This window comes from Pseudomonas abietaniphila (assembly GCF_900100795.1).
Lineage (GTDB): Bacteria > Pseudomonadota > Gammaproteobacteria > Pseudomonadales > Pseudomonadaceae > Aquipseudomonas > Aquipseudomonas abietaniphila.
This window is the reverse complement of sequence record NZ_FNCO01000003.1, coordinates 321,223-347,878: the sequence shown is the minus strand read 5'-3', so window position 1 is coordinate 347,878 and position 26,656 is coordinate 321,223. Positions and strand designations below refer to the sequence as shown.

At 60.3% G+C, this 26,656-nt stretch carries 30 protein-coding genes; 21 read left to right on the top strand and 9 right to left on the bottom strand.

What is annotated here, in order from left to right:
- Positions 1–186 precede the first annotated feature (186 nt).
- From urtA to ureC, 11 genes are all read left to right on the top strand, one after another.
- The gene (urtA, locus tag BLS87_RS08300; protein ID WP_074751942.1) at positions 187–1,452 is read left to right on the top strand and encodes an urea ABC transporter substrate-binding protein; all 1,266 of its coding nucleotides are present in this window, start codon (positions 187–189) and stop codon (positions 1,450–1,452) included.
- A gap of 186 nt (positions 1,453–1,638) precedes the next feature.
- Positions 1,639–3,228: an urea ABC transporter permease subunit UrtB gene (urtB, locus tag BLS87_RS08295; RefSeq protein WP_074751941.1), complete on the top strand. Its 1,590-nt coding sequence runs from the start codon at positions 1,639–1,641 to the stop codon at positions 3,226–3,228.
- Positions 3,228–4,307 carry an urea ABC transporter permease subunit UrtC gene (gene urtC, locus BLS87_RS08290; protein ID WP_074751939.1) on the top strand — a complete coding sequence of 360 codons (1,080 nt, stop codon included), beginning with the start codon at positions 3,228–3,230 and terminating at the stop codon, positions 4,305–4,307. Before urtB ends, urtC begins: the two co-directional genes overlap by 1 nt.
- On the top strand, positions 4,304–5,158 hold the full coding sequence (gene urtD, locus BLS87_RS08285; protein ID WP_074751937.1) for an urea ABC transporter ATP-binding protein UrtD: 855 nt from the start codon (positions 4,304–4,306) through the stop codon (positions 5,156–5,158). The genes urtC and urtD overlap by 4 nt, the downstream gene beginning before the upstream one ends.
- Positions 5,159–5,291: 133 nt before the next feature.
- Positions 5,292–5,990, top strand: coding sequence for an urea ABC transporter ATP-binding subunit UrtE (gene urtE, locus BLS87_RS08280; RefSeq protein WP_074751935.1), 699 nt, complete (start codon positions 5,292–5,294; stop codon positions 5,988–5,990).
- Between the two features lie 49 nt (positions 5,991–6,039).
- Complete coding sequence (locus BLS87_RS08275; RefSeq protein WP_074751933.1) at positions 6,040–6,885, top strand: urease accessory protein UreD; 846 nt, start codon at positions 6,040–6,042, stop codon at positions 6,883–6,885.
- 195 nt (positions 6,886–7,080) lie between these two features.
- Positions 7,081–7,383 (top strand): urease subunit gamma, encoded by a 303-nt coding sequence (gene ureA, locus BLS87_RS08270; RefSeq protein ID WP_062378910.1) that lies wholly within the window; start codon positions 7,081–7,083, stop codon positions 7,381–7,383.
- 27 nt (positions 7,384–7,410) lie between these two features.
- Complete coding sequence (locus BLS87_RS08265; RefSeq protein WP_074751931.1) at positions 7,411–7,959, top strand: GNAT family N-acetyltransferase; 549 nt, start codon at positions 7,411–7,413, stop codon at positions 7,957–7,959.
- A gap of 45 nt (positions 7,960–8,004) precedes the next feature.
- Positions 8,005–8,541 carry a GNAT family N-acetyltransferase gene (locus BLS87_RS08260; RefSeq protein ID WP_074751929.1) on the top strand — a complete coding sequence of 179 codons (537 nt, stop codon included), beginning with the start codon at positions 8,005–8,007 and terminating at the stop codon, positions 8,539–8,541.
- Positions 8,538–8,843, top strand: coding sequence for an urease subunit beta (locus BLS87_RS08255; RefSeq protein WP_074751927.1), 306 nt, complete (start codon positions 8,538–8,540; stop codon positions 8,841–8,843). The genes BLS87_RS08260 and BLS87_RS08255 overlap by 4 nt, the downstream gene beginning before the upstream one ends.
- 137 nt (positions 8,844–8,980) lie before the next feature.
- Positions 8,981–10,681: an urease subunit alpha gene (gene ureC / locus BLS87_RS08250; RefSeq protein WP_074751925.1), complete on the top strand. Its 1,701-nt coding sequence runs from the start codon at positions 8,981–8,983 to the stop codon at positions 10,679–10,681.
- Positions 10,682–10,741: 60 nt separating this feature from the next.
- Here the strand turns inward: ureC and BLS87_RS08245 are convergent, their stop codons facing one another.
- Complete coding sequence (locus BLS87_RS08245) at positions 10,742–11,233, bottom strand: thioredoxin family protein (protein ID WP_083370634.1); 492 nt, start codon at positions 11,231–11,233, stop codon at positions 10,742–10,744.
- Positions 11,234–11,533: 300 nt separating this feature from the next.
- On the opposite strand from BLS87_RS08245, the gene BLS87_RS08240 reads away from it, so the two are divergent.
- Positions 11,534–12,667, top strand: coding sequence for a sensor histidine kinase (locus tag BLS87_RS08240; RefSeq protein WP_074751923.1), 1,134 nt, complete (start codon positions 11,534–11,536; stop codon positions 12,665–12,667).
- Between the two features lie 148 nt (positions 12,668–12,815).
- Here the strand turns inward: BLS87_RS08240 and BLS87_RS08235 are convergent, their stop codons facing one another.
- Together BLS87_RS08235 and cbpA are read right to left on the bottom strand one after the other, a co-directional pair.
- Positions 12,816–13,115 (bottom strand): chaperone modulator CbpM, encoded by a 300-nt coding sequence (locus tag BLS87_RS08235; protein WP_074751921.1) that lies wholly within the window; start codon positions 13,113–13,115, stop codon positions 12,816–12,818.
- 2 nt (positions 13,116–13,117) lie between these two features.
- The gene (gene cbpA / locus BLS87_RS08230; RefSeq protein ID WP_074751919.1) at positions 13,118–14,080 is read right to left on the bottom strand and encodes a curved DNA-binding protein; all 963 of its coding nucleotides are present in this window, start codon (positions 14,078–14,080) and stop codon (positions 13,118–13,120) included.
- A 298-nt stretch (positions 14,081–14,378) separates the two neighbouring features.
- Here cbpA and BLS87_RS08225 point away from each other — a divergent pair, with 298 nt between their 5' ends.
- Positions 14,379–15,644: an Hsp70 family protein gene (locus BLS87_RS08225; protein WP_074751917.1), complete on the top strand. Its 1,266-nt coding sequence runs from the start codon at positions 14,379–14,381 to the stop codon at positions 15,642–15,644.
- Between the two features lie 87 nt (positions 15,645–15,731).
- On the opposite strand, the gene BLS87_RS08220 is transcribed toward BLS87_RS08225, so the two are convergent.
- Together BLS87_RS08220 and BLS87_RS08215 are read right to left on the bottom strand one after the other, a co-directional pair.
- Positions 15,732–16,742: an AI-2E family transporter gene (locus BLS87_RS08220; RefSeq protein ID WP_074751915.1), complete on the bottom strand. Its 1,011-nt coding sequence runs from the start codon at positions 16,740–16,742 to the stop codon at positions 15,732–15,734.
- Between the two features lie 232 nt (positions 16,743–16,974).
- Complete coding sequence (locus tag BLS87_RS08215) at positions 16,975–17,265, bottom strand: PsiF family protein (protein ID WP_074751914.1); 291 nt, start codon at positions 17,263–17,265, stop codon at positions 16,975–16,977.
- Between the two features lie 151 nt (positions 17,266–17,416).
- On the opposite strand from BLS87_RS08215, the gene BLS87_RS08210 reads away from it, so the two are divergent.
- Positions 17,417–18,310, top strand: a complete 894-nt coding sequence (locus BLS87_RS08210) for a DMT family transporter (RefSeq protein WP_074752171.1) — start codon at positions 17,417–17,419, stop codon at positions 18,308–18,310.
- A 1-nt stretch (position 18,311) separates the two neighbouring features.
- Here the strand turns inward: BLS87_RS08210 and BLS87_RS08205 are convergent, their stop codons facing one another.
- Together BLS87_RS08205 and BLS87_RS08200 are read right to left on the bottom strand one after the other, a co-directional pair.
- Complete coding sequence (locus BLS87_RS08205) at positions 18,312–18,548, bottom strand: hypothetical protein (protein WP_074751912.1); 237 nt, start codon at positions 18,546–18,548, stop codon at positions 18,312–18,314.
- Positions 18,549–18,607: 59 nt separating this feature from the next.
- Positions 18,608–19,498, bottom strand: a complete 891-nt coding sequence (locus tag BLS87_RS08200; protein ID WP_074751910.1) for an esterase/lipase family protein — start codon at positions 19,496–19,498, stop codon at positions 18,608–18,610.
- Between the two features lie 306 nt (positions 19,499–19,804).
- On the opposite strand from BLS87_RS08200, the gene osmE reads away from it, so the two are divergent.
- Both osmE and BLS87_RS08190 read left to right on the top strand, forming a co-directional pair.
- A complete protein-coding gene (gene osmE / locus BLS87_RS08195; protein WP_074751908.1) occupies positions 19,805–20,143 on the top strand; it encodes an osmotically-inducible lipoprotein OsmE in 339 nt (112 codons plus the stop codon).
- 135 nt (positions 20,144–20,278) lie between these two features.
- Positions 20,279–20,809, top strand: a complete 531-nt coding sequence (locus BLS87_RS08190) for a ferritin-like domain-containing protein (protein WP_074751906.1) — start codon at positions 20,279–20,281, stop codon at positions 20,807–20,809.
- Positions 20,810–21,007: 198 nt separating this feature from the next.
- On the opposite strand, the gene BLS87_RS08185 is transcribed toward BLS87_RS08190, so the two are convergent.
- Positions 21,008–23,074, bottom strand: a complete 2,067-nt coding sequence (locus BLS87_RS08185) for an AsmA family protein (RefSeq protein WP_074751904.1) — start codon at positions 23,072–23,074, stop codon at positions 21,008–21,010.
- A complete protein-coding gene (locus BLS87_RS08180) occupies positions 23,071–23,355 on the bottom strand; it encodes a hypothetical protein (RefSeq protein WP_074751902.1) in 285 nt (94 codons plus the stop codon). The genes BLS87_RS08185 and BLS87_RS08180 overlap by 4 nt, the downstream gene beginning before the upstream one ends.
- Before the next feature lie 36 nt (positions 23,356–23,391).
- On the opposite strand from BLS87_RS08180, the gene BLS87_RS08175 reads away from it, so the two are divergent.
- From BLS87_RS08175 to ureG, 5 genes are all read left to right on the top strand, one after another.
- Positions 23,392–23,661, top strand: a complete 270-nt coding sequence (locus BLS87_RS08175) for a hypothetical protein (RefSeq protein WP_074751900.1) — start codon at positions 23,392–23,394, stop codon at positions 23,659–23,661.
- 157 nt (positions 23,662–23,818) lie between these two features.
- Positions 23,819–24,451, top strand: a complete 633-nt coding sequence (locus tag BLS87_RS08170) for a TetR family transcriptional regulator (protein WP_074751898.1) — start codon at positions 23,819–23,821, stop codon at positions 24,449–24,451.
- Positions 24,452–24,779: 328 nt separating this feature from the next.
- Positions 24,780–25,280, top strand: a complete 501-nt coding sequence (gene ureE, locus BLS87_RS08165; RefSeq protein ID WP_074751896.1) for an urease accessory protein UreE — start codon at positions 24,780–24,782, stop codon at positions 25,278–25,280.
- A complete protein-coding gene (locus tag BLS87_RS08160) occupies positions 25,277–25,951 on the top strand; it encodes an urease accessory protein UreF (RefSeq protein WP_074751894.1) in 675 nt (224 codons plus the stop codon). The genes ureE and BLS87_RS08160 overlap by 4 nt, the downstream gene beginning before the upstream one ends.
- Positions 25,952–26,008: 57 nt before the next feature.
- A complete protein-coding gene (ureG, locus tag BLS87_RS08155) occupies positions 26,009–26,623 on the top strand; it encodes an urease accessory protein UreG (protein WP_062378949.1) in 615 nt (204 codons plus the stop codon).
- Positions 26,624–26,656 lie beyond the last annotated feature (33 nt).

Sequence of the window (26,656 nt, the reverse complement as noted above, 5' to 3'; positions counted from 1 at the left end):
CACCCCGCGCACCATCCCGCCGACCCGGCCCCACATTGGCGCACCTTCGCCTGACCTCGCGACGTTTTCATTCCATTTTGCGACGTTTCCCGCCTTGGCCCAGCCTTTGCTAAAGCCTAAGCAGACTCAACCTCTGCACCGCCAACAGCAGTCATTACTAAAAAAATCGAAGAATGGAGCTAGCCAATGAAGCGTCGTAGTTTGCTTAAAGCGTTCACCTTGTCCGCATCGATCGCCGCTATGGGTATGACCTGGACCGTCCAGGCCGCTGAGACCATCAAGGTCGGCATTCTGCATTCTTTGTCTGGCACCATGGCCATCTCCGAGACTTCGCTCAAAGACATGGCGCTGATGACCATTGATGAAATCAACGCCAAAGGCGGCGTCAACGGCAAGAAGCTGGAGGCCGTGGTGGTTGACCCGGCGTCCAACTGGCCGCTGTTCGCGGAAAAAGCCCGTCAGCTGATCACTCAGGACAAAGTGGCGGTGGTCTTCGGTTGCTGGACCTCGGTGTCGCGCAAGTCGGTACTGCCGGTGTTCGAAGAACTGAACAGCCTGCTGTTCTACCCGGTGCAGTACGAAGGTGAAGAAATGTCGCCGAACGTGTTCTACACCGGCGCTGCGCCTAACCAGCAGGCCATTCCTGCGGTTGAGTACCTGATGAGCGAAGACGGCGGCGGCGCCAAGCGCTTCTTCCTGCTGGGCACCGACTACGTCTACCCACGCACCACCAACAAGATTCTGCGCTCGTTCCTGCACTCCAAAGGCGTGAAGGACAGCGACATCGAAGAGGTCTACACCCCGTTCGGCCATAGCGACTACCAAACCATCGTGGCCAACATCAAAAAGTTCTCGGCAGGCGGCAAGACCGCTGTGATCTCCACCGTCAACGGCGACTCCAACGTGCCGTTCTATAAGGAACTGGGTAACCAGGGCCTGAAAGCCACCGACGTTCCCGTCGTGGCGTTCTCGGTTGGCGAAGAAGAATTGCGCGGCGTCGACACCAAGCCGCTGGTGGGCAACCTGGCCGCCTGGAACTACTTCGAGTCGGTGAAGAACCCGGTCAACACCAAGTTCGTCGCTGACTGGAAAGCCTACGCCAAGGCGCACAACCTGCCGAACGCGGACAAAGCCGTGACCAACGACCCAATGGAAGCCACCTACGTCGGTATCCACATGTGGGCTCAAGCGGCCGAAAAAGCCAAGTCGACCGATGTGGATAAAGTGCGTGAAGCCATGGCCGGCCAGACCTTCGCCGCGCCGTCGGGCTTCACCCTGGAAATGGACAAGACCAACCATCACCTGCACAAGCCGGTCATGATCGGCGAGATCAAGGCAGACGGTCAGTTCAACGTCGTGTGGAAAACCAAGGAGCCGATCCGCGCCCAACCTTGGAGCCCGTTCATCCCAGGCAACGACAAGAAGCCTGACTATGCGGTGAAGAGTAACTAAGCGACGCGTTGTCGGGCCGGCACTGATCTTCGGCCCGACACAATTCCCTTGTAGGAGCGCGCTTGCCCGCGATTGCGGTTTGTCTGGGGCGTAGATGCTGGCTGACACACCGATATCGCGGGCAAGCGCGCGCCTACAGGTTCCTCGCACGACGCTACGTCATGCGGGTGCTCTCAGGACACCGATATGCCCAGATCTTTCTACCGCCTCATTCTCGCCCTGAGCCTGTTGCTGCCCTTCGCAGCGCATGCCAGCGATGCCGGCGACTTTGTCGCGGCCGAATCTTCCGAACGCGCTGAACTGCTGGAAACCTGGGCCGCCAAGCCCGATCCGGCGCGCGTTGATTTGCTGATTGCCCTGGAGGACGGCCGCGTGGCCGCTGACAGCAGCAACCGCGCCTTCATCCAGACTGGCGACGCCTTCACGGCCGTCGACCCGAGTGCTCCGGCGCTCGCCGACGCACCCAACCCAGACGAGCCTCAAGCGATTAGTCTGAACAACCGCCTGCGCGGTCTGGTGGAAACTGCGCTGGCGAGCCATCAATTGCTCGCCGCCGACCCCAAGCTACGCCTGGCTGCGGCACTGACCCTGCAAAAAAGCGCGCGTCCTGCGCAATTGCAATTGCTGATGCAACAGGTCGCCAACGAAAAAGACGATGCCGTGCACTCGGCCTTGAGCCTGGCGCTGGCCAATCTGCAACTGGTCGACACCAGCCCGACGGTGCGTCTGGCCGCCGTCCGCCTGCTGGGTGAAACCGGTGATCCGCTGGCGCGTACCCGCCTGGAAAACCTGCTCGAACCTAACGTGGAAACCGACCCCAGCGTGCGCCTGGCTGCTGAAACCAGCCTGGCTCAGGTCAAACGCAAGCTGATGATCGGTGAAGTGATCGGTCAAGTGTTCAGCGGCATCTCGTTGGGCTCGATCCTTCTACTCGCAGCACTCGGCCTGGCCATCACCTTCGGGTTGCTGGGCGTGATCAACATGGCCCACGGCGAAATGCTGATGCTCGGCGCCTACGCGACCTACGTCGTGCAGATCATGTTCCAGCGTTACGCGCCGGGTGCGATCGAGCTTTATCCGCTGGTGGCCTTGCCGGTCGCGTTTTTCGTCACGGCCTGTATCGGCATGGCGCTGGAACGCTCGGTGATTCGTCACCTCTACGGCCGTCCTCTGGAAACCCTGCTGGCGACCTGGGGCATCAGCCTGATGCTGATCCAATTGATTCGCGTGGTGTTCGGTGCGCAGAACGTCGAAGTCGCCAACCCGGAATGGCTGTCCGGCGGCATTCAAGTGCTGCCCAATCTGGTGCTGCCGTACAACCGGATCATCATCATTGGCTTCGCGCTGTTCGTCGTGGTGCTGACCTGGTTGTTGCTGAACAAGACCCGCTTGGGCCTCAACGTGCGGGCCGTGACCCAGAACCGCAACATGGCGGCGTGCTGCGGCGTGCCGACCGGTCGTATCGACATGATGGCCTTCGGACTGGGTTCGGGCATCGCCGGGCTCGGCGGTGTGGCGTTGAGTCAGATCGGTAACGTCGGACCGGACCTAGGCCAGAGCTACATCATCGACTCATTCCTGGTGGTGGTGCTCGGCGGCGTCGGCCAGTTGGCAGGCAGCGTGATGGCCGCTTTCGGCCTGGGCATCGCCAACAAGATTCTCGAACCGCAAATCGGCGCAGTGCTGGGCAAGATTCTGATCCTGGCGCTGATCATTCTGTTTATCCAGAAACGTCCGCAAGGTCTGTTCGCGCTCAAAGGACGGGTGATCGACTGATGAACCAGCCACTGATGGTTACCGCCGCGCAACGCGCTGGCACCAAAGTCACGATCTGCGTGGGCGTGGTCATCCTCGCCGTGTTGATCGCCCTGCCGATCATGTCGTTGTTGCCCGAGAGCAACAGCCTGCAAGTCTCGGCCTACACCCTGACGCTGGTCGGCAAGATTCTCTGTTACGCCATCGTCGCACTGGCGCTGGATCTGGTCTGGGGATACGCAGGCCTGTTGTCGCTGGGCCACGGCCTGTTTTTCGCACTGGGGGGTTATGCCATGGGCATGTACCTGATGCGTGAGGCGTCGGGGGACAGCCTGCCCGCCTTCATGACATTCCTGTCGTGGACCGAGCTGCCGTGGTACTGGGTCGGCACCGAGCATTTCCTCTGGGCCATGTGCCTGGTGGTTCTGGCGCCGGGCTTGCTCGCGCTGGTGTTCGGCTTCTTCGCCTTCCGCTCGCGAATCAAAGGCGTGTATTTCTCGATCATGACCCAAGCGCTGACGTTCGCCGGGATGCTGCTGTTCTTCCGCAACGAAACCGGTTTTGGCGGCAACAACGGCTTCACCAACTTCCGCAGCATCCTGGGCTTCAGCATCACCTCGCAAGGCACTCGCGCCGTGCTGTTTTTGCTCACCGTGCTGTTGCTGGTGGGCAGCCTGTATGTGGGCTGGAAACTGGCGCGCAGCAAATTCGGGCGCGTGCTGACCGCCGTGCGGGATGCGGAAAACCGCCTGATGTTCTGCGGCTACGATCCTCGTGGCTTCAAACTGTTCGTCTGGGTGTTGAGCGCTGTGTTGTGCGGTCTGGCAGGCGCGTTGTACGTGCCACAGGTCGGGATCATCAACCCAAGCGAAATGTCGCCGACCAACTCCATCGAAGCCGCTGTCTGGGTCGCTCTGGGTGGTCGCGGGACGTTGATCGGCCCGCTGCTGGGTGCCGGTCTGGTCAACGGCATGAAGAGCTGGTTCACCGTGGCCTTCCCTGAATACTGGCTGTTCTTCCTCGGCGCGCTGTTCATTGTAGTGACGCTGTACCTGCCCAAAGGCGTGATTGGCCTGATCAAGAAAAGGGGCGAACAATGAAAAGCACGCCGACTCCCGCCTTCGACCCGGTACTGGACCCTAACAGCGATGCTGGCACCAGCCGTGACGCGATCGGCCTGGGCCAGGTCGCTGGCGAAGGCCTGAACACCCTGCACGGCACCATCCTGACCCTGGAAGACATCAGCGTCAGCTTCGATGGCTTCAAGGCGCTCAACGATCTGAACTTGTACATCGGCGTCGGCGAACTGCGCTGCATCATCGGCCCTAACGGCGCGGGCAAGACCACGCTGATGGACGTGATCACCGGCAAGACCCGCCCCAGCCACGGCAAAGCCTGGTTCGGTGAGACGCTGGACCTGACCAAAATGAGTGAAGTGCAGATCGCTCAGGCCGGCATTGGCCGCAAGTTTCAGAAGCCCACGGTGTTCGAAGCCTTGAGCGTGTTCGAGAACCTGGAACTGGCGCAGAAGACCGACAAGTCGGTGTGGGCCAGCCTGCGGGCGAAGCTCAACGGCGAGCAGCGTGATCGTATCGACGAGGTGCTGGAAACCATTCGCCTGACATCGTCGATGTCGCGCCCGGCCGGTTTGCTGTCCCACGGCCAGAAGCAGTTTCTGGAGATCGGCATGTTGCTGGTTCAAGACCCGCAACTGCTGCTGCTCGATGAGCCTGTGGCGGGGATGACCGACGCCGAAACCGAATTCACCGCCGAGCTCTTCAAGAGCCTCGCGGGCAAGCACTCGCTGATGGTGGTCGAGCACGACATGGGCTTCGTCGGCACCATCGCCGACCACGTCACCGTGCTTCACCAGGGCAGCGTGCTGGCCGAGGGATCGCTTGAGCAAGTGCAGGCGGATGAGCGGGTAATCGAGGTGTACCTAGGGCGGTGATGCAGACTTTGATCGTTCCCACGCGCTGCGTGGGAATGCATCCCGTGACGCTCTGCGTCACATAGCGGACGCAGAGCGTCCATCGCGGCATTCCCACGCGGAGCGTGGGAACGATCACCGGGAGAGTTCGAACATGCTTCAAATAGAAAAGCTTCACCAATACTACGGCGGCAGCCACATTCTGCGCGGCCTGTCCTTCGACGTGAAGATCGGCGAAGTCACCTGTCTGCTGGGCCGTAACGGCGTGGGCAAGACCACATTGCTCAAGGTATTGATGGGCCTGCTGCCCGCCAAAGAAGGCGTCGTGCAGTGGGAGGGCAAGCCGATCACCGGCTTCAAGCCCCATCAACGCGTGCACGCCGGCATTGCTTACGTACCGCAGGGCCGCGAGATATTCGGGCGCCTGACGGTAGAAGAAAACCTGCTGATGGGCCTGTCCCGTTTCCCCGGTTCCGAAGCCAGGGAAGTCCCCGCATTCATTTACGAGCTGTTCCCGGTGCTGCTGCAGATGAAACAACGCCGTGGCGGCGACCTGTCCGGTGGTCAGCAGCAACAGCTGGCGATTGGTCGCGCACTGGCGAGCCGTCCACGGCTGTTGATCCTCGATGAACCGACCGAAGGCATCCAGCCATCGGTGATCAAGGAAATCGGTGCGGTGATCAAGAAACTCGCCGCCCGTGGCGACATGGCGATTCTGTTGGTGGAGCAGTTCTACGACTTCGCCGCCGAGCTGGCGGATCAGTACATCGTCATGTCCCGTGGCGAGATCATTCAGCAAGGTCGCGGTGAGCATATGGAAGCCGAAGGCGTGCGTGGTCTGGTCACCATTTGACGCGCCGATCGGCTAAGGTAGACGCCTTCGAAACACGATAACGAGCCCTATGAATCTTCCTGCCCACACCGCCCTGTTCACGCCCAGCTGGCATGCCGAGCTGGAGCTGGGCTATGGGCGTTTCGGCGACAGCACACGCCCTGTTCAGCGTCGCCACAAAGGCCCGCTGCGGGTGCAGAAACACCTGTACGCCGAAGGCCCCGAAGTCTGCCAGCACATCATCGTTCACCCGCCGGGCGGCATCGCCGGAGGTGATCGTCTGGACATCCATGCCAGCGTCGGCCCCGATGCCTGGGCGCAACTGACCAGCCCCGGCGCCGCCAAGTGGTATCGCGCGGCGGGCCCTGCGTATCAGCAGCTTGAGTTGAAGATTGCTGCGGGCGGCACGCTGGAATGGTTGCCACAGGAAACGATTGTCTTCAGTCAGGCCAAGGCCGAACTCACGACCCGTATCGCGCTTGAAGGCGATGCACGTCTGTTCTACTGGGATGTGGTGGCGCTAGGTCGCCCGGCCAGCGGTGAGCGCTTCGATGAAGGCCACTTCCAGGCGCATCTGGATATTCGGCGTGACGGCAAGCTGCTGTGGCACGAACGTCAGCGCATCAGGGGCAACGACGGTCTGCTGGATTCTCCCGTCGGGCTGGGGGGTAAACCGGTGTTCGCGACGCTGATCGTGACCGGGGAAATCGACGCAGCATTAATGGAGCGTTGTCGCGCACTGGCTGAACACTCGCCGGTAAGAGGCGACCTGAGCCAGGTGCCGGGGCTGATCATCGCCCGCTGCCTGGCCGATGAAGCCCTGCACGCGCGAGCCTGGCTGATCGAATTATGGAAGCTGCTGCGCCCTGCCCTGTTGGGCCGCGACGCGGTGGCGCCGAGGATTTGGAGCACGTAGCGACACCGTTCCCCTGTAGGAGTGTGGCTTGTCCCACGATCTGCCGGGGACCGGCAGCAAACCCAGACAACGCGGAGTGTCAGATATACCCGGCCAGTAGGAATTACGATTGCTTCGCAACCGATCGCGGGACAAGCCACGCTCCTACAGAGGTCGCGGCGCTTTCATTTATTTGGTTTTGAAACGGAAAAAAACATGGATCTGACTCCACGCGAAAAAGACAAGATGCTGATCTTCACCGCAGGCCTGGTGGCCGAGCGGCGGTTGGCTCGGGGTCTGAAGCTCAACTACCCGGAAGCGATGGCGTTCATTTCGGCCGCGCTGCTGGAAGGCGCCCGCGATGGGCAGACTGTCGCCGAGCTGATGCATTACGGCACCACGCTGTTGACCCGCGAACAGGTGATGGAAGGCATTGCCGAAATGATCCCGGAAATCCAGGTCGAGGCCACGTTTCCCGATGGCACCAAACTGGTGACCGTGCATCAGCCGATTGCCTGAAACACCACTGCACAAGTGAAAACGAACATGACGTATACGATTCGTGACGCACTGCTGACTGACATGCCTGCCGTGCTGGACATCTACAACGACGCCGTCCTCAACACCACGGCGATCTGGAACGAACAACCCGTGGACCTCGCCAACCGCCAGGCGTGGTTCGCCGCGCGCCAGACGCAGGCGTACCCGATTCTGGTGGTCGTCGATGACGCCGGTCAGGTGCTGGGCTACTCCTCGTTCGGTGACTGGCGGCCGTTCGAGGGCTTCCGTCACACCGTCGAGCACTCGGTGTACGTGCGTGCCGACCAGCGCGGCAACGGCCTGGGTCCATTGCTGATGAAAGCCCTGATCGAACGCGCCAGAGCCTGCGACAAACACATGATGGTCGCAGCCATTGAAAGCGGAAACGCCGCGTCGATCCACCTGCATGAAAAGCAGGGTTTCATCACCACCGGACACATGCCGCAGGTTGGTACCAAATTCGGCCGCTGGCTGGACCTGACGTTCATGCAGCTGGACCTGTCACCGGGCGCCTCGGCCCCGCCGTCTCAGGCGCCAGCGGCCAAAAACGCCTAACCACCCTGTGTGCCCTGATTGCTCTCTCTTGAAGGAAGCCGACTCATGAATGCCGCTCAGTTACGACGTGTCACCCGCGAAAGCTTTGCGCATTACCGCCACGGTCTGGTCGCGTTGTTGCTGGACGCGGTGCATCGAGGCGCATCGGTGGGGTTCATGGCCGACCTGAGTGCCGACGAGGCCTACAGCTGGTGGGAGAGCGTCAAGACAGAAGTCGAGCAGGGCAAGGTGTTGCTGTGGGTCGTTGTGCAGGAGGAACAGGTGTTGGCCACCGTGCAACTGGCGCTGTGCCAGAAGGCCAACGGGCTTAACCGGGCGGAGGTGCAGAAGCTGCTGGTGCTGCATCACGCCCGTCGTCGCGGGCTCGCGACACAATTGATGAAAGCCGTGGAACAGGCCGCGCACCAGCACAATCGCGGGCTGCTGTTCCTCGACACGCTGGCGGGCTCGCCTGCCGAAGACTTCTATCGCTCGCTGGGCTACCAGCTCTCCGGCACGCTGCCGGATTACGCCTGCAACCCGGACGGCGAGTACCACGCCACCGCCATTTACTACACGTTACTGTCGAGGAAGAGCGCATGATTCCTGGTGAATACCAGATCCAGCCCGGTGAGATCGAGCTCAATGCCGATCGCCGAACGATCACCCTCAGCGTCGCCAACAGCGGCGACCGTCCGATTCAGGTCGGTTCGCATTTCCATTTTTTCGAGACTAACGACGCCCTCACCTTCGACCGTCCCGCCAGCCGTGGCATGCGCCTGAACATCCCGGCCGGCACCGCCGTGCGCTTTGAGCCGGGTCAGGCAAGAGACGTCGAACTGGTGGACCTGGCAGGCCATCGTCGGGTGTTCGGTTTCGCAGGACGGGTGATGGGCGATCTGTAGATCAAGACATTGATCGTTCCCACGCTCTGCGTGGGAATGCAGCCCGTGACGCTCCGCGTCACAGACCGGACGCAGAGCGTCCAGAGAGGCGTTACCACGCAGAGCGTGGGAACGATCAGAACGCATAAGGAATTTCGATGAAAATTTCCAGACAAGCCTACGCCGACATGTTCGGCCCCACCGTCGGCGACCGTGTGCGTCTGGCGGACACCGAGCTGTGGATCGAAGTCGAGAAAGACTTCACCACCTATGGCGAAGAAGTGAAGTTCGGGGGCGGTAAGGTTATTCGTGATGGCATGGGCCAAGGCCAGTTGCTGGCAGCGGAAGTCGTCGACACGCTGATCACCAACGCACTGATCGTCGACCACTGGGGCATCGTCAAGGCCGACGTCGGCATCAAGGACGGTCGCATTGCCGCCATTGGCAAAGCCGGTAACCCGGACATCCAGCCAAACGTGACCATCGCCATCGGCGCCGCCACCGAAATCATTGCCGGTGAAGGCATGATCCTCACCGCCGGTGGCGTCGACACGCACATTCACTTCATCTGCCCGCAGCAGATCGAAGAAGCCCTGATGAGCGGCGTCACCACCATGATCGGTGGCGGCACTGGCCCGGCAACAGGCACTAACGCCACGACCGTCACGCCCGGCCCTTGGCACATGAAGCGCATGCTGCAGGCGGCCGAAGCATTCCCCATGAACATCGGTTTCACTGGCAAAGGCAACGTCAGCCTGCCTGAACCGCTGGTCGAGCAAGTCAAGGCCGGCGCCATTGGCCTGAAGCTTCACGAAGACTGGGGCACCACGCCCGCCGCTATCGACAACTGCCTGAGCGTGGCCGATCAGTACGACGTGCAGGTAGCCATTCACACCGACACGCTGAACGAGTCCGGCTTCGTCGAAACCACGCTGGGCGCCTTCAAGAACCGCACCATCCATACCTATCACACGGAAGGTGCCGGTGGCGGCCACGCGCCAGACATCATCAAGGCCTGCGGCTTCCCCAACGTGCTGCCGAGCTCGACCAACCCGACCCGGCCGTTCACCCGCAACACCATCGACGAGCACCTGGACATGTTGATGGTCTGCCATCACCTGGACCCAAGCATCGCCGAAGACGTCGCGTTCGCCGAAAGCCGCATCCGTCGCGAAACCATCGCCGCCGAAGACATCCTGCACGACCTCGGCGCGTTCTCCATGCTCAGCTCCGACAGCCAGGCCATGGGCCGTGTAGGCGAAGTGATCATGCGCACCTGGCAGACCGCCGACAAAATGAAGCGCCAGCGCGGTCCATTGCCGGGCGATGGCGAAGGCAACGACAACTTCCGCGCCAAACGCTACATCGCCAAATACACCATCAACCCGGCGATCACCCACGGCATCAGCCACGAAGTCGGGTCGGTCGAAGTCGGCAAATGGGCGGACCTTGTGTTGTGGCGCCCAGCGTTCTTTGGGGTAAAACCGACGCTTATCCTCAAAGGCGGCTCCATCGCGGCCAGTCTGATGGGCGACGCCAACGCCTCGATCCCCACACCGCAACCGGTGCACTACCGCCCGATGTTCGCCAGCTACGGCAGCTCGCTGCACGCCAGCAGCATCACATTCATCAGCCAGGCCGCGATGGACGCAGGCGTTCCCGAGCAGTTGGGCCTGAAGAAGCAGATCGGTGTCGTGAAAGGCTGCCGCAGCGTGACCAAGGCTGACCTGATCCACAACGACTACCTGCCCCACATCGACGTCGACCCCCAGACTTATCAGGTCAAGGCCGACGGCGTGCTGCTGTGGTGCGAACCTGCAGAAGTGCTGCCGATGGCGCAGCGGTACTTTCTGTTCTGAAGCCTGTAATACGGGGAAGGCTTGTACAACCTTCCCCCTTCGGCAGTTGCCGTCCGCTGGTCACGTCCGTTGTTTGCTGAGTTCGTCCAACCAGTCGTTCAACTTGCTCCTGATCCAAACCTTCAAATGAAAGTCAGGTTGCAGATCCTTCAGAGCTCCATGATGGAACAACCCCAGCGATGGAACGGTTTTAACAGGATACCTCTGAGCAGTCTCCGGATTCTGGGCCAATGCAAGGCGAACGAACTTTAAACGGCCCTGAAACTCGCCAGCCAAATCATTAATGATCGCGCCGGTCCTCGCGCTTTGGTCAGGTTCGCCGAACTCGTTTTGACCCGGCTTGCTGAATTCGACGACCACAGGCAGCGTCGACTTGAGGACTTCGGCATCGAAATTTCGGTCACTCACCGATATAACGCTCATGTCCACGGCAGAGAGAAAGGTCTTGCCCTTTGCCAACAACTCCAGCTTCTGCAATGTATCGTTGACGGCATCCAGCACGCCCAGATCCTCGGGGACTGCCTGTCCCTGGAGCACTCTGCGCAGCGCCATGAAAAAACTCAGCTTGCCGTATGACAGCGCGTCACTGGTGTACCTGTCCTGACTGATCAGTTGCCCGCAGCCAGATTAATCTGTGCCTCGACAAATTGCGTAAGCTCGCTGGTATACATGGCCCTTCTCCTCCGTGGTCAAGCCTGTATCTGACACGCTATGCCTGCCTGACCAACTCGTCTACTGTCAGAAATGACAGTGGATGACGGCAATCAGGCTTAATCGCCTGTTCTTCCTGTCACGACATGGCGCTAAGATGGCCCCACTTCATTCAGCGCCATGCCAGCAAGGTAGTAACCCATGCGTCTTTCCGATTTCATCGCGCAGAACGTGGACCGCATCGTCGATGAATGGGAGAAGTTCGCCGCGACGCTGACCCCGGCCGCGGAGTCGATGAACAGCCTGGAGCTGCGCGATCATGCGAAAGCGATTCTGCTGGCCGCCGCGCGGGACATGAACACGGCGCAGACCAAAGCGGAGCAGATCGCCAAAGCGCAGGGCGAAGACGTGGGCAAGACGCCGACGCTGGACCAGGCCGCAGCCAGCCACGGTGAGCTGCGACACACCGTCGGTTTTGATCTGGTGCAGATGACCTCGGAGTTTCGTCACTTGCGTGCGACGGTAATCAGGTTTTGGGCCGAAAGCCTGACATCGCCGCAGACCGCTCACTTCACCGACATGATTCGCTTCAACGAGGCGATCGACGAAGCTTTGGCCGAATCCACCGCTGCCTATGCCGAACGCGTCACGCGCTCGCGGGATATCTTCCTCGCCATCCTGGGTCACGACCTGCGGGCGCCCTTGCAAGCCATCAGCATGTCGTCCGAAGTGCTGATGCGCAAAGCCGGGATAGGCGACGCTGAAATGGCGTATATCAAGCGCATCAAGAGCAGCAGCAAACACATGGCGACCATGGTGAGCGACCTGCTGGAGTTTGTGCGCAGCCGACTGGGTGTAACGCTGCCCATCGAGCGTAACCCCATGGAAATGACGGTCGCTTGCCGCGACGCCATCGATGAGGCGATCGCCGGACAGCCGGACTGCGATCCTGAATTCACCTCGACCGGCGACACACAGGGCGAATGGGACCGTGCGCGAATCGATCAGATGCTGCAGAACCTGATTGGCAACGCTCTGCAGCACGGCGCCGCGACGCACAAGATCCGGGTTTCGCTGGTGGGCAGCGAGAGCCATGTCAGCCTCTCGGTGCATAACGACGGCGAACCGATTGCTCAGGAAGCCATTGGCAGCATCTTCGACCCGCTGGTGCGCTCACTCAATGAAGAAGCCGGCACGCACAACCCATCTACCAGCCTGGGGCTGGGGCTGTTCATCGTCAAAGAAGTGGTCAACGCGCACCAAGGCAGCATCACCGTGACGTCGAACGTCGGCGACGGGACCACCTTTACCGTGGTGTTGCCGAAGAAAGGGTGACACGCTGCGAACCCTGCCCCTCTCCTGTAGGAGCCGGCTTGCTGGCGAAAGCGTCGGATCAGCTGACATAAGGCTGTCTGCCCTTCCGCATTCGCCAGCAAGCCGGCTCCTACAAAGATTGGCGTCGACGGCCAACCTCGGCTCCCGGTCAATCCTGTAGAAACCTACCCAACCGCTGCTTGAGCATGCGGTTTTCAGCCCGCACCTGCTCAAGCTCGTCCAGCAGGTTCAGCGCCAGGGCGACGCCGTCCCATTCCATTTCAAGATCGTGGTGCAATTTGGCCGCACGCTTGGCCACTGACAAAGAAGACGTGTCGAACAGCCATTCGTCTGGCTTCTGCCCCTGAGGTTCGACGATGCCGTGCTCGACGATTTCTATGACATAGGCGACCGGCATGTCGACCACCTGACAGAACTCCTGCATGCCTACGACCAGGGTATTGCTCATGATCAGCTACTCCATTGTGCCCTCGGGTCGAATGCGGCCTTTTCAGCCAGCTTCTCCCACAGCGCTTTGGTGGCATCATCGGTGGACTTGGGCATGACGATCTTCAACTGCGCATACAAATCGCCACGCTCGCCCTGCTTGTTCAACAGACCATTACCTTTGACCCGCAATCGCTGACCGCTCTGACTGTCCGGACGAATGGTCAGGTTGATCTTACCGGTCAGGGTGGGTACGGCGACCTTGGTGCCCAACGCGGCTTCCCAGGGTGCCAGCGGTACGGTGATGATCAGATCGTGGCCCTCAACGTCGAACTTGGGGTGAGGCGCCAGACGAATGGTCAAAAACAGATCACCGTTTTCACCCCCGGCAACGCCTGGAGCGCCCTGCCCCTTGAGGCGAATGCGCTCGCCGTCGGTTACGCCCGCGGGAATCTTCACGTTCAGGGTCTTGGTGATGTCAGCCATGCGCTGACCGTTGGCACTGTGCTGCGGCACCTTGAAGCTGATCTTTTTGGATTCGGTCGAGAGGGTTTCCTCAAGGAAAATCGCCAGTTCCATTTCCACGTCCTGTCCTCGACGACCCGTGCTGCGCGGTCGACCGCCTTGCTGGCCGCCACGATTACCGAAGATTGAGCTGAAAAAGTCGGAGAAATCCCCGCCCTCGAAGCCGCTGCCGCCACCAAATCCAGGACCTGCGCCCGCGCCACCACGCCCCTGCCAACCAGGAGGCGGCTGAAAACGGCCTTGCTGGCCATATTTGCGGATGTCGTCGTACTCGGCGCGCTTCTCGGGATCGCTCAGCGCTTCATAGGCCTCGGACGCCTCTTTGAATTTGTCTTCCGCGCCCGCTTCTTTGCTGACGTCGGGGTGATACTTGCGCGCTAGCTTGCGATAGGCGGTCTTGATCGTCTTCTCGTCCGCCGTCGGCTCTACGCCAAGAATCTTGTAATAGTCTTTGAAGTCCATCTAACGGTCACCCATTCCGGATTATCCAGCACAGTTCCGTATCGCGTTATCAGATGAGAACGTTGGCCGCGCTGAATGTTGCAAGGTTATCGGCACACGGCCTCGCGAGCTTGAAACGTCGTTCAGACCGGCCGTGTGCAATAAGGAGTTGCCTTGAAGATTGGGGGTCTGAAGCCTCAGTTCAAGCCGTCGACGTGAAATAGATACATATAGATTGAAAAACCGACATTGAGCGCTACGAAACGCCCGCGTACTCGCATACACTGCGCGGCCGTTTTTTGACTGGAACGTTAAGAACATGAGCACCCCATCCCCAGCCCGTGCCGTTGGCATCGACTTCGGCACCTCCAACTCCACGGTCGGCTGGCTGCGCCCCGGAGCGGAAACGCTGATCGCGCTGGAGGACGACAAGATCACCCTGCCATCGGTGGTCTTCTTCAATATGGAGGAGCGGCGTCCGGTTTACGGTCGTCTGGCCTTGCACGAATACCTGGAAGGCTATGAAGGCCGCCTGATGCGCTCGCTCAAGAGTTTGCTGGGCTCCAAGCTGATCAAGCACGACACCAGCGTGCTGGGCACGGCCATGCCGTTCAAGGACCTGCTGGCGCTGTTCATCGGCGAGCTGAAAAAGCGCGCGGAAGCCGCGGCCGGCCATTCGTTCGAGCAAGTGGTGCTGGGCCGTCCGGTGCATTTCGTCGATGACGACGCCGCCGCCGACCAGGAAGCCGAGGACACGCTGGCTGAAGTGGCGCGCAAGATCGGCTTCAAGGATGTTTCGTTCCAGTTCGAACCCATTGCGGCGGCCTTCGACTATGAGTCGACGCTTACGCGTGAAGAACTGGTGCTGATCGTCGACATCGGCGGGGGTACGTCGGACTTCTCGCTGGTGCGCCTGTCGCCGCAGCGCCGCATGGTCGATGACCGTCAGAGCGATATCCTGGCGACCGGCGGCGTTCACATCGGCGGGACCGACTTCGACAAGCAGTTGAGCCTGCAAGGCGTGATGCCTCTGTTCGGCTACGGCAGCCGCATGAAAAGCGGTGCCTACATGCCGACCAGCACGCACATGAACCTGGCCACCTGGCACACCATCAACTCGGTGTACTCGCAGAAATCACAGCTGGCGCTGGGCAGCATGCGCTACGACATCGAAGACACGCTGGGCATCGACCGCCTGTTCAAGCTGATCGAACAACGTGCCGGGCACTGGCTGGCGATGGAAGTCGAGGAAACCAAGATCCAGCTGACCCACGCCAAAAACCGTGTGGTACCGATGGACCGCGTCGAGTCCGGCCTGACCGTCGACCTCACCCGAGAGCTGTTCGAATCGTCCATCGACTCGCTGCTGGAACGTGTTCGTGCAAGCGTGACAAGCCTGTTGAACGATGCGGGCATCGGCGTAACCGATGTCGACACCGTGTTCTTCACCGGCGGTTCGAGCGGCATCCCGGCGCTGCGCAACAGCGTGGCCGCCATGCTGCCCAAGGCCCGGCATGTGGAAGGGAATATCTTTGGCAGTATCGGCAGTGGTCTGGCGATCGAGGCCAAGAAGCGGTACGGCTGAGGAAAAACCATTCCCGCCTGATTGATCATTCCCGCGCTCTGCGTGGGAATGCCCTTCGGGACGCTCCGCGCCCCATCGACAGCGTGTTTAAACCAGCTCGGCCCGACGCAGCTCGCTCTTCAGATACGCGTAATAAATCGGCCCTGCCACCACGCCCGGCAAGCCGAACGCCGCTTCGAAAATCAGCATCGCCAGCAGCAGCTCCCACGATTTCGCACTGATCTGCCCGCCCACAATCCGCGCGTTGAGGAAATACTCGACCTTGTGAATGATGATCAGATAACCCAGCGCCGCCATCGCCACCCAGATCGACAGCGACATGCCGACAATGAAAATCAGCGTGTTGGACATCAGGTTACCCACCACGGGCAACAAGCCCAGCAGGAAGGTCAGCACGATCAGGGTTTTGGTCAGCGGCAGGTGTACGCCGCACAGCGGCAGGATAACGGCCAGGAAAATCGAGGTGAACGCCGTGTTCAGCAGGGAAATCTTGATCTGCGCGAACACGATGTTGCGAAACGCCTGACTCAACAGGTGCAGACGCTCGAACAGCGCCGCCGCCAACGGTTTGCGCTTGGTGACATCGGGAATGCGTTGCAGCGCGATGATGGCACCCAGGACCATGCCAATCAGCAGGGTCACGAACATATGCGCCGCGCCCTTGCCCAACAGCTGCAACTCGCCGACATGCTTGGTCAGCCAGGCGCTGAGCGATACCTGAAACTCGGTCGCACTGGCGGGCAGGTAGTTGTCGATCAGAGGCGGTAACTGGCCGCGAGCGCGGTCGACCAGAATCATGAACTTGTCCAGCGAGGCGCCGGGGTTTTCCGCCTCGTGCAGCAAAAAGCTGATGGCCCCGGCAAACAGCAGCGACAGCACGGTGACCACAATCGTGCCGAGCAAGGCGACCGCCAGCCAACGCGCGCGCTCACCGGCAATCAGCCGTTGCAACTGCGGGGTCAGCATGTCCACGAGCTCATAGACCAGCAAGCCAGCCAGCAGACTGGGCAACAGATTGAGCGGGAGTACCAGCAGCAGGCCGCCGAATACAAGGATGCAACTGGCCAGATACACATGACGCGGCGAAAACGTTGGCATACAGCCTCAAACGAGCGGCTTTAAAAGATGGGCAGTCTGCCAGCGTTCCCGGTTGAGGACCAGCGCCGAACGTGTCGTTAGTCGCTTGATCGGGGGCCATGAACAACGGTGGGAGCGAATTCATTCGCGATTGCCCCGCGCGGCCGACACATATTGGTCGGCTACCCGATTTTTCGCGAATGAATTCGCTCCCACAGACCCGCGTTACCTGAAAATGCAGGTAACAAATATCCTACTTTTTCTTCAGACAATCACTCATGAACGCTTTGCGCGCATCGCCTTTCAACGCCTGCGTCGTGGCCGTCGCGTTGCAGGTTTTCATCTTTTCCTGCTGAGTCGCCGCCGGAGCGGGCGCCGCCTTGAGACAGGTGCTCATGAAAGCTTTACGCTCATCGCCCTTCAACGATTTGGCGGTGGCGTCGGCATTGCAGGTGGTCATTTTGTTCTGCTGCGCGGTGGCGGCAAAACCTTGAGCGCACATCAACAAGCCCATGACCAGCAGAGGAACACGCAGCATTTTCATCGACATTCTCCGAGAGCGCCGCGCACGCGCGCAGCTTTCGAAGCAGTGTAGTCAAAGAATGTTGCGCCATATTTCAGAGAATCCTCTCCATGAGGTAGACGCAGAGGCTGACAAGCCGATAATGGCGCCTCACTCTGCTGCCGGTTCCTCCATGCAATACCTTTATCCACTGCTCACCGTCATGATCTGGGCGGGCAACAACGTCATTACCAAAGCTGCCGCAGGCCGCATCTTTCCGGCAGAGATCGGCTTTTACCGCTGGCTGCTCGCGGGCTTGCTGTTCACGCCCTTCCTGCTCGGCCCGGTGCTGCGTAACCGCGCCGCGATCAAGCCGATCATGGGCAAAGTGGTCGTGCTGGGCATCCTGGGCATGGCGATTTATCAGAGCCTGGCGTATTACGCGGCGAACATCACCACGGCCACCAACATGGGCATCATCCTCTCACTGGTGCCGGTCATGACACTGGGCATGTCGATTGCCAGCCTCGGCACGGCGTTGACCGCAGGCGCGTTGGTCGGCGCACTGGTGTCGTTTGCGGGTGTTCTGCTAGTGGTCTCGCAAGGGAGTTGGGCCGTGTTGATCGCGCATGGCGTCAATCTGGGCGACCTGATGATGCTGGTGGCTACATTGGCCTACGCGACTTACAGCACGCTGCTGAAGAAATGGCAGCTGCGCATGCCCCCGTTGCAACTGCTGTATCTGCAGATTCTGGTGGCCATCGTTGCGCTGTTTCCGCTGTTCCTCATTTCACAGAAGACCGGTCTGAGTGCCAGCAACATCCCTCTGGTGCTCTACGCGTGCATCCCGACGTCGATGATCGCGCCGCTGTTGTGGATGAAAGCCATCGGCATTCTCGGCCCGAGCCGCACAACGCTGTTCTTCAACCTGGTGCCGATTCTCACGGCCCTGGTTGCAGCGTTGGCGCTGGGAGAGCAACTGGCCGCTTACCACTTCATCGGCGGTGCTCTGACGCTGAGTGGCGTGATCCTGGCCGAACGCTGGACCACACCACTGCGCCAGAAGACAACCCGGCGCGGGGCCTGAATCAGGCTTTTTCAGCGGCCTCGGCACTGTGAATCGACACGTCGGTGATGCCCGCGACATGGGGCAGATCCACATGGGGATTACCGGCATCGAGCGGATCGTCATCCAACGCTACGTGGTGCTTTAGCGCCAGTTCGTGGACGACCTCGATAATCGGCACGTCAAGGTCCTCGATCACATCGACATGGTGTTCACCGGCCAGCGTGTACTCGATCTCATACAGTTCTTTATCGCTCATCGCATCACTTCCTTAGCGACCCGTTGGGGCCTACTGATCACGAACTACGTCTCATAAAGTCAAAGACCGGCAGCTTTCAAGCGGCTGGCGTGCTCGAGAAACAACCCCACAGGATTGGCCCCTTTGCCCACCAGACCGAGATGCTGGTTGACGATGTCAAAATGGTCGAGCGGAAAGTCGTCACCGATGACGGTGCCAAGATGGGAACTGAACCGCCCGACCATGCCATCAGATTGACCTCGCTCTTTCTTGAACGTGCGAGCGAATATTCGGCAGGTGAGATTAGTGGTATCGAACAGGTTCTTCCCGCGATCGGTACGGCCGGGTTGCAGCGTCCCCGACCAGGAGTAGTAACGCACCCCGTTGACCAGTTCGTCACCCTGCCCGCCCCAGGTTTTAGGCAGACCCTGCGGGAACAGCTTGTTGAATCGGGCGACGCCGGTGGTGGTCAGCGAGTGGTGAGCCGCGTCGACGTCGGTAGGCAGCCGGGTGCCGCGATACCCGGTGTCCAGCACCCCCAGCACCAGCGTGGTCAGGCGAATCGCCGCGTTGACCAACCGTCCGCGCACGGTGCTCTGAGGGAAATGCTCTTCGAGGTAGTCGGCCAGTTCAGAGCCGTGGTTAGGCCCGGCAACCGAGGTCACCGAAGCCACCAGATCCGGACGCACGCCTGCGACGTAGCGAATGGTCAATGCCCCCTGGCTGTGGCCGATCAAGTTCACCTTGGCGGCGCCGGTTTCCCGCAGGATTTCTTCGATTCGAGCCAGCAACTGCTCGCCACGGATCTCGGTGGAATTGACCGCAGAGACCATTACCGGAATGACGGTCGCCCCGCCGCGCCGCAAGGCGGTGACGATGCCAAACCAATACGGATAGACCACCAGCTTCACGAACCCCAGCAAACCGGGTACCAGCACAATCGGATACCGCGTGGCCTGTTCTTGCGTCATGGGCGACTTGAGTCCTTATGTCGAAGACGGATCACCCCGTGGGAGCGAATTCATTCGCGATGAGGTCGGCCAGGCGACGAACCTCTATCGGCTAATCCGGCCAATCGCGAATAAATTCACTCCCACAGGCACAGCGTTCGGCCACCCACATTGATCGCCGAACAGATAAACGTTAGCCGCAAACCATTCATCCATCATGACAGCCGAAGTAATGCCCCATCGCCATCTTTCAATCGAACTCTTTCAATGGACCGATGCTCATACATGCAACGGGCCAATGAGGGCCTTTCTGTGGAGTGACCGGTTATGTACAAGCAATCTCTGGCAGTACTGTTTGCAATGGCCGCGCTGGCTGGCTGTGCGTCGACAACCCTGCAAAATCCTGTGGACTACGCGACGTATCGCAACGAGCCGCTGGTCAAGCAGGTGGAAGACGGCATGACCGAGCAGCAGGTGCTGACCATCGGCGGCGAACCTTCCACTCGCGTGCATCGCAAGGTTCACCCGGGCACCTGCAACAACTACATCCTCAACAAAGAAGGTCATCAGCAGGCCTATTACGTGACGTTCGGCGCCAACGACCGCGTAGACAGCAAGGGCTTCATGACCTGCGAGCAGCGTGAGGCCAACGAGCGGGCGATGTAAGTCGGTAAACAAATCAAACTTTTCCCGCCGCCCACCACTCACACCTTAAGACCCGATCTTGCCAGGCGTCGGTCCACGCGACCGGCGCATCAAGAGCGAGACGGCTAAAACCGGATCAGCACTTGGAGATGAATGATGAGCGATGTGCATTTAACCGATATCAGCACCTTGCGCGAGCGCGCGCGTCACAACGTTGAAAACGGTGCCGTGACCGAAGGCTACGATGGCGACCGCGAAGAAATTATTCGCCTGCTCAATGCATCGTTGGCAACCGAATGGGTCTGCGTGCTCCGCTACAAGCGCCACTACTACATGGCCAAAGGCGTAAAAGCGCAGGTGGCTGCCGCCGAGTTCCTCGAGCACGCCGAGCAGGAAGCCGAGCACGCCGACAAACTTGCCGAGCGCATCGTGCAGTTGGGCGGCGAGCCTGAACTCAATCCCGACCTGTTGTCCAAGAACTCCCACGCGCAGTACGTGGCGGGCAACACGCTGAAGGAAATGGTCACCGAAGACCTGATCGCTGAGCGCATCGCCATCGACAGCTATCGCGAGATCATTCAGTACATCGGCGACAAGGATCCGACCACACGTCGCATCTTCGAAGAGATTCTGGCTCAGGAAGAAGAACACGCCGACGACATGGCGGACATTCTCGACGGGCTGTAATGCCCTAACGGCAATGCAAAAGCCAGGACCGATGTCCTGGCTTTTTTGTGGGTGAAGGGCTGGATACAAATCCCTGTAGGAGCGCTTGTCCCCGACTGCGATCTGTCAGTGAACAAACTGTGTCTGACACGCCGACGTCGTCCGGATGCGGCTCAGACCAGGCGCGCTCCTACAGGATCGGCGCAAGTATTCCGGGCTTTACTTCACCGTCTTGGGCGCCTTGCCTGCGCGCATCTGCTCCAGCAACGGGGCGCACTGGTTAGGCTCACCACCACTCGGGGCGACCAACGCCAGCAGACCTGCAGCAGGCCCGACCGCCGCGCCCAACAACACCATGCCAGCGCCACGCAACAGCAACGGGCCTGACTCGACACCCGCACTCGGCTTGATGAAAGGCCCGCGTACGTAGAGCGGCGAACGCAGCGAGAAGACACGGAAGCCCTTTGATTCCGGCGTGATCTTCATGTCCAGCTGCTCGGTCTTCATATTCGCGGTGCCGTCCACGTAAATGATCGCGTTCTCGGTGTCGAAGACAAACAGGTTGGTCTTCGCCAGACCGTCCTTGATGCCCAGATGTGACGCCGCGCAATTGATCTTCACGTCCTTGTCTCCGAACAGCTTGCCCACCACGTAGTTGCCAACGTTAAGCCCGGCGATCTCCATGAGTCCCCGGCTGACGGCACCGTCGTTGACGACCATTTTCATCTCGCCATTGGCTGTACCCAGCAACGCCGCAACGGAATTGCCTTTACCGCTTATGTCGGCGTCGCCGTTCAACTCACCGAAACTGGTTTTCATCGGCTCGAAGGTCGGGAACAGCTGCTTGAGCTTGAAGTTGCGCGCCGAGAGCTTCGCCCGACCTTCCAGCGGTTGGCTGTGGCCATTGAGCTTGATGTCGGCGTCCAGCTTGCCGCCCGCCACGCCAAAGCGCAGGGGTTCCAGGCTCAACTGACCGTCGTTGAGAACGATATGGGTGTAAAGGTCAGTGAAGGGCAACTCGGCACTTTGCACGATCTTCTTGCCAGTGAACTCGACGTCCGCGTCCATGGCGCTCCAGCGGTCGGTCTTGAACTCTTCGACCGGCAGCACTTTGTCTGTCGGCTGCTTGCTCGCGCCGCCACGGGTTTTCTGCTCCGCGTTGGAATCAGCGCCGATCAGCGGCTTGAGGTCGGCCATCAACAGCTGATTGGACACCAGCGCGCCGGTCAGCGTCGGCCGTGGCTGGCTGGCGACGAAGCCAAGATCACCATGGATATCGCTGTTACCGATCTTGCCGTTGAAGCCTTTGTACTGAAAGGAAGCCCCCGCCGGGTCGTGCAACTTGGCGATCAAGCGCCCGTCGGTGGAATACGGCGGCGAGTCGGGCAGCGTCACGCCCGTCAGCGGATACAGATTGCCGAGGCTGTCGCCCGAGAGTTTCAGACGCAGGTCCAGCTCGCCCAGATTTTGGGGATCCGTAACCGTGCCAGCGACCGCCACCCGCGTGTTGCCGGCGCTCACATCCGCCTGCACCGGAAACGGCAGGGCCGCGTCCTTCAGCGCCAGCAAGCCGCCGACCTTACCGCTGCCGTTGAGCTTCTGGCCGTGGTACTGACCTTTGGCGGTGAAGCCAAAGGCGTAGTCCTGCGCTGACGCGCCCTTGTCCGACACCTTCTTCGCTTCGCCGCTGCCCACGATGTCGCTGAACGGGATCGGCTTGCCCAAGGGGTCGATGACCACGTCGACCGAGGTGTTGATCATCTGGTCGTTATAGCTGACCAGGCCTTTGTCGAACCCGATGGAGCCGATGTCCACCACCCAGCTGGAAGGTGTGGCGTTCGGGTCGCTTTTTGGCAGATCAAATACCCAGTTCGCGCGACCATCCGCCAGACGCTCGATCCTGGCGTTCGGCTCGGTCAGGTCAATGCGAGGGATCACCACGCGCTGCGCCAGCAACGGTAGTGGCGCCAAACGCATCTCTACGCGTTTGAGGGTCACCATTTGAGGGTTCTTCGACCATTCGGGGTTGCCCAACGCGATGTCTTCGGCCGACATGTGCGGCCAAGGGATCCAGGCGCGCCAACCGCCTTCATCCGGCTCTCGGCGCCACAGCACGGCCAGATTGCCGTTAATGGCAAACGGCCGGTGCAGCTCGGCAGACACCTTTTCGTTGATGGTCGGCTTGAGCCGGTTCCAGTCGAACGTCGCGATAACAATGATCAGAACAGCCAGTAACAGCAGCAGAATGCCAACCGTCCAGGCGAAAATCTTGCGGCCTCGCGTCATTGCGTTTTCTCCCCAAATACCGACGCCCCGTCCTGGGCGCGTCTCATACGTCTTAGCCCTTCGACTGACAAAAGCCCCGTGGGTTTGATGAAATCCGGAAATCCATGGCGATAAAGTTCCCTGGCAACCTGCTCGCGTGATTGAAAATGGCCGCGAGCGCGGTGTGCCCCCTGGCGCAAAGCCCCGTCCTTGAAGGCTTTGCCGCCTGAATCAATTCTGTCGATGGTCACCATCAGCTCTTTAAACTTCTTTAAATCCTGTGCGCCCGTAAAATTGGCCACATGTTCACTTACCCGCCCTTTCGAGAGGCACCGTCCATGAAACGCCAACTGATCGCACTGACTCTTTCCCTCCTCGCCTCGAGCGCGTTCGCCATGCCTGCCAGCGAACAGCCCGTACTCGGCGAAGTGAAAGCTGCCCAGCAAGTGGGTCTGCCTACCTTGGCGCAAGACGGTCCGGATCGCCTGATCAACCAGTATCAACGCGTGGCTGCCGAAGAAAACTGCAACAGCCTGGCGCACCGTTATCAGCGCGTTGCTGACAACGGCCCGGATCGCCTGGTGCAGCAATACCAGCGCGTTTCCTGAATCGCCCGTCACTGCGAACGAGCCCGGCCCTGATGCCGGGCTTTTTCATGCCCAGCTTTTTCATGCCAAGGGTCACGCGCACCGAAACCCGGTTCGACGCAACGCAAACGCATTTGTTAGAGTGCTGACCATTCTTTATTCAGATACCCGTCATCCAATGCTCCCCCGCGCCGAACAGAAACAGCAGACCCGCCATGCCCTGCTCGATGCAGCCCGGGGATTGATGGAGAGCGGCCGGGGATTTGGCAGCCTGAGTCTGCGCGAGGTGGCCAAGACCGCCGGCATCGTGCCGACCGGTTTCTATCGTCATTTCGACGACATGGATCACCTCGGGTTGGCACTGGTCAGCGAGGTCGGCCAGACCTTTCGTGAAACCATCCGCCTGGTGCGGCATAACGAGAACATCAACAGCGGCATCATCGATGCCTCGGTTCGCATCTTTCTCGATGTGGTCGCCGCCAACCGCTCCCAGTTCCTGTTTCTGGCGCGCGAGCAATATGGCGGCTCCTTGAAAGTCCGCCAGGCACTGGGCGCGTTGCGTGAGGCGATCATCGCCGACCTGGCGACTGACCTGGCGTCGATGGCCAAATTCCAGCACCTGAACACCGACGACCTCTCGGTCATGGCAGACCTTGTGGTCAAAAGCGTGTTTGCGATGCTGCCCGAACTCATCGACCCACCGCCCGTCACGCTCGCCGAGCACCTGACCCCGCGCGCGAAGATCACGCAGCAATTGCGCTTCATCTTTATCGGCGCCAAACGCTGGCAGGGGCTTGGCAGTACTGAGTAAGACTTCGCGCTGCATCACCCCTACGGATGAACCAGCTTGCGATAGCAGCGAGTCAGTGGCTGCGGTCGTCGAATAATTCATCGATCCGCGGGCAAGCGCCCGGCTTACATGAGTTGCGGTCAATCTTCATGGCGCGGTTGCCCGCGAACGCCCTCCCCCGTTAGCGCACTTTATTGGTGCCGAATTCAGTCACACGCACCAATACACTCCATCCGACCGCCCCATTCTCAATCACTCCCGCACGGTATGTAGGCAATTTCTGACCGCTCCGTCAGTTGGCAAGCCACTTGCTCTAAACATTGCATCGCACATTGCTGGAAGTTTTCCGATGCTGGTGATTCATCAACGAATCGAACCCCAAACTGAATGGGCCGCCGAGCTGCTTTTGAATTTCGAGGCCCGGAGCAAAAGTCGTCTGCGCTGTTTCAGTGCCGAAGGGGAAGACGTCGGCCTGTTCCTTGAGCGCGGCCAGCCGCCGTTGCGCGACGGCGATTTCCTCAAGGCCGAAGACGGTCGTGTGGTGAAAGTCTGCGCGCGCCCCGAGCAACTCATGCACGTGACCTGCAGCAGCGCCTTCGAGCTGACGCGAGCCGCCTATCACTTGGGTAACCGCCACGTCGCGCTGCAAGTGGGCGACGGCTGGCTGCGCTTGCTCGACGACTACGTGCTCAAGGCCATGCTCGATCAGCTTGGCGCAACCACCGAGTCCATCGAGGCCCCCTTCCAGCCGGAGCATGGCGCGTACGGTGGCGGTCATCACCACTCCCGCGCGGGTGAAGAGGACTTCAACTATGCGCCTCGCATCCACCAATTCGGCGTACGCAAATGAACAAGGCCTGGGCGCTGTTGCGTCTGGCCAGCCCGCAACTGCCCATTGGTGGCTACAGCTATTCCCAGGGGCTGGAGATGGCGGTGGAACATGCCATCGTCACCGACCCGGCCAGCGCGGGTCGCTGGATCGGCGATCAGTTGCTGCTCAATCTGGCGCGCTTCGAAGCACCGCTGTTACTGGCGCATTGCACGGCTGCCGCCGACGAAAACTGGGCGACCCTGCTGCTGCTGAGCGAACAGCATCGCGCCAGCCGGGAAACCCGCGAACTGCACCTGGAAAGCCGGCAGATGGGTTACTCGTTGCAACAACTGCTCACCGGTTTGCCTGAGCTGGATCAGCCAGCGCGGGACGTCCTTCAACAGATTGAAGAGCCGCATCTTGCGCTCGGCTGGGCGCTTGCGGCTCGCGCCTGGCAGATCCATCCACAGGATGCGCTGGCAGCATGGCTCTGGAGCTGGCTGGAAAACCAGCTCGCTGTATTGATGAAGACGCTGCCGCTGGGGCAACAGGCGGCTCAACGGCTGACCAGCGAATTGCTCCCGCTGCTGCAGAGCGCTCAGCAACACGCGACCGAACTCGACCCTGAACACATCGGCAGCGCCGCGTTCGGCCTGTCACTGGCGAGCATGGCGCATGAGCGCCAGTACAGCCGACTGTTTCGATCCTGATTTTTATGGCAGTGGCCACACCACGAAACGCACAAGAAGATGAACGGAGAGCATTTGATGAACAGCCAACCCCTGCGTGTCGGCATCGGCGGTCCGGTCGGGTCCGGCAAGACGGCCCTGACCCTGGCCCTGTGCCTGGCCCTGCGCGAGCGCTACAACCTCGCCGTGGTCACCAACGACATCTACACCCGTGAAGACGCCGACTTTCTGGTGCGCAACGAGGCGCTGGCGCCAGAACGCATCATCGGCGTGGAGACTGGCGGTTGCCCGCACACCGCCATTCGCGAAGACGCGTCCATCAATCTGGAAGCCGTCGATCAATTGAACCGCCGCTTCGAAGGCCTGGACCTGATCATCGTCGAATCCGGTGGCGACAACCTGTCCGCGACCTTCAGCCCTGAACTGTCGGACCTGACGATCTACGTGATCGACGTGTCGGCAGGTGACAAGCTGCCGCGCAAAGGCGGCCCGGGCATCTGCAAATCAGATCTGCTGGTGATCAACAAGATCGACCTCGCGCCGCTGGTGGGTGCATCGCTGGAGATGATGGACCGCGACACCAAAAAGATGCGTGGCGACAAACCGTTTGTGTTCAGCAACCAGAAAACCGGTCACGGCCTGGAGGACATCATCGCCTTCATCGAGCGCCAGGGCCTGCTGACAGCAGCGTGATTTCTTTCCCTCAACGCATTAAGGAACATCATT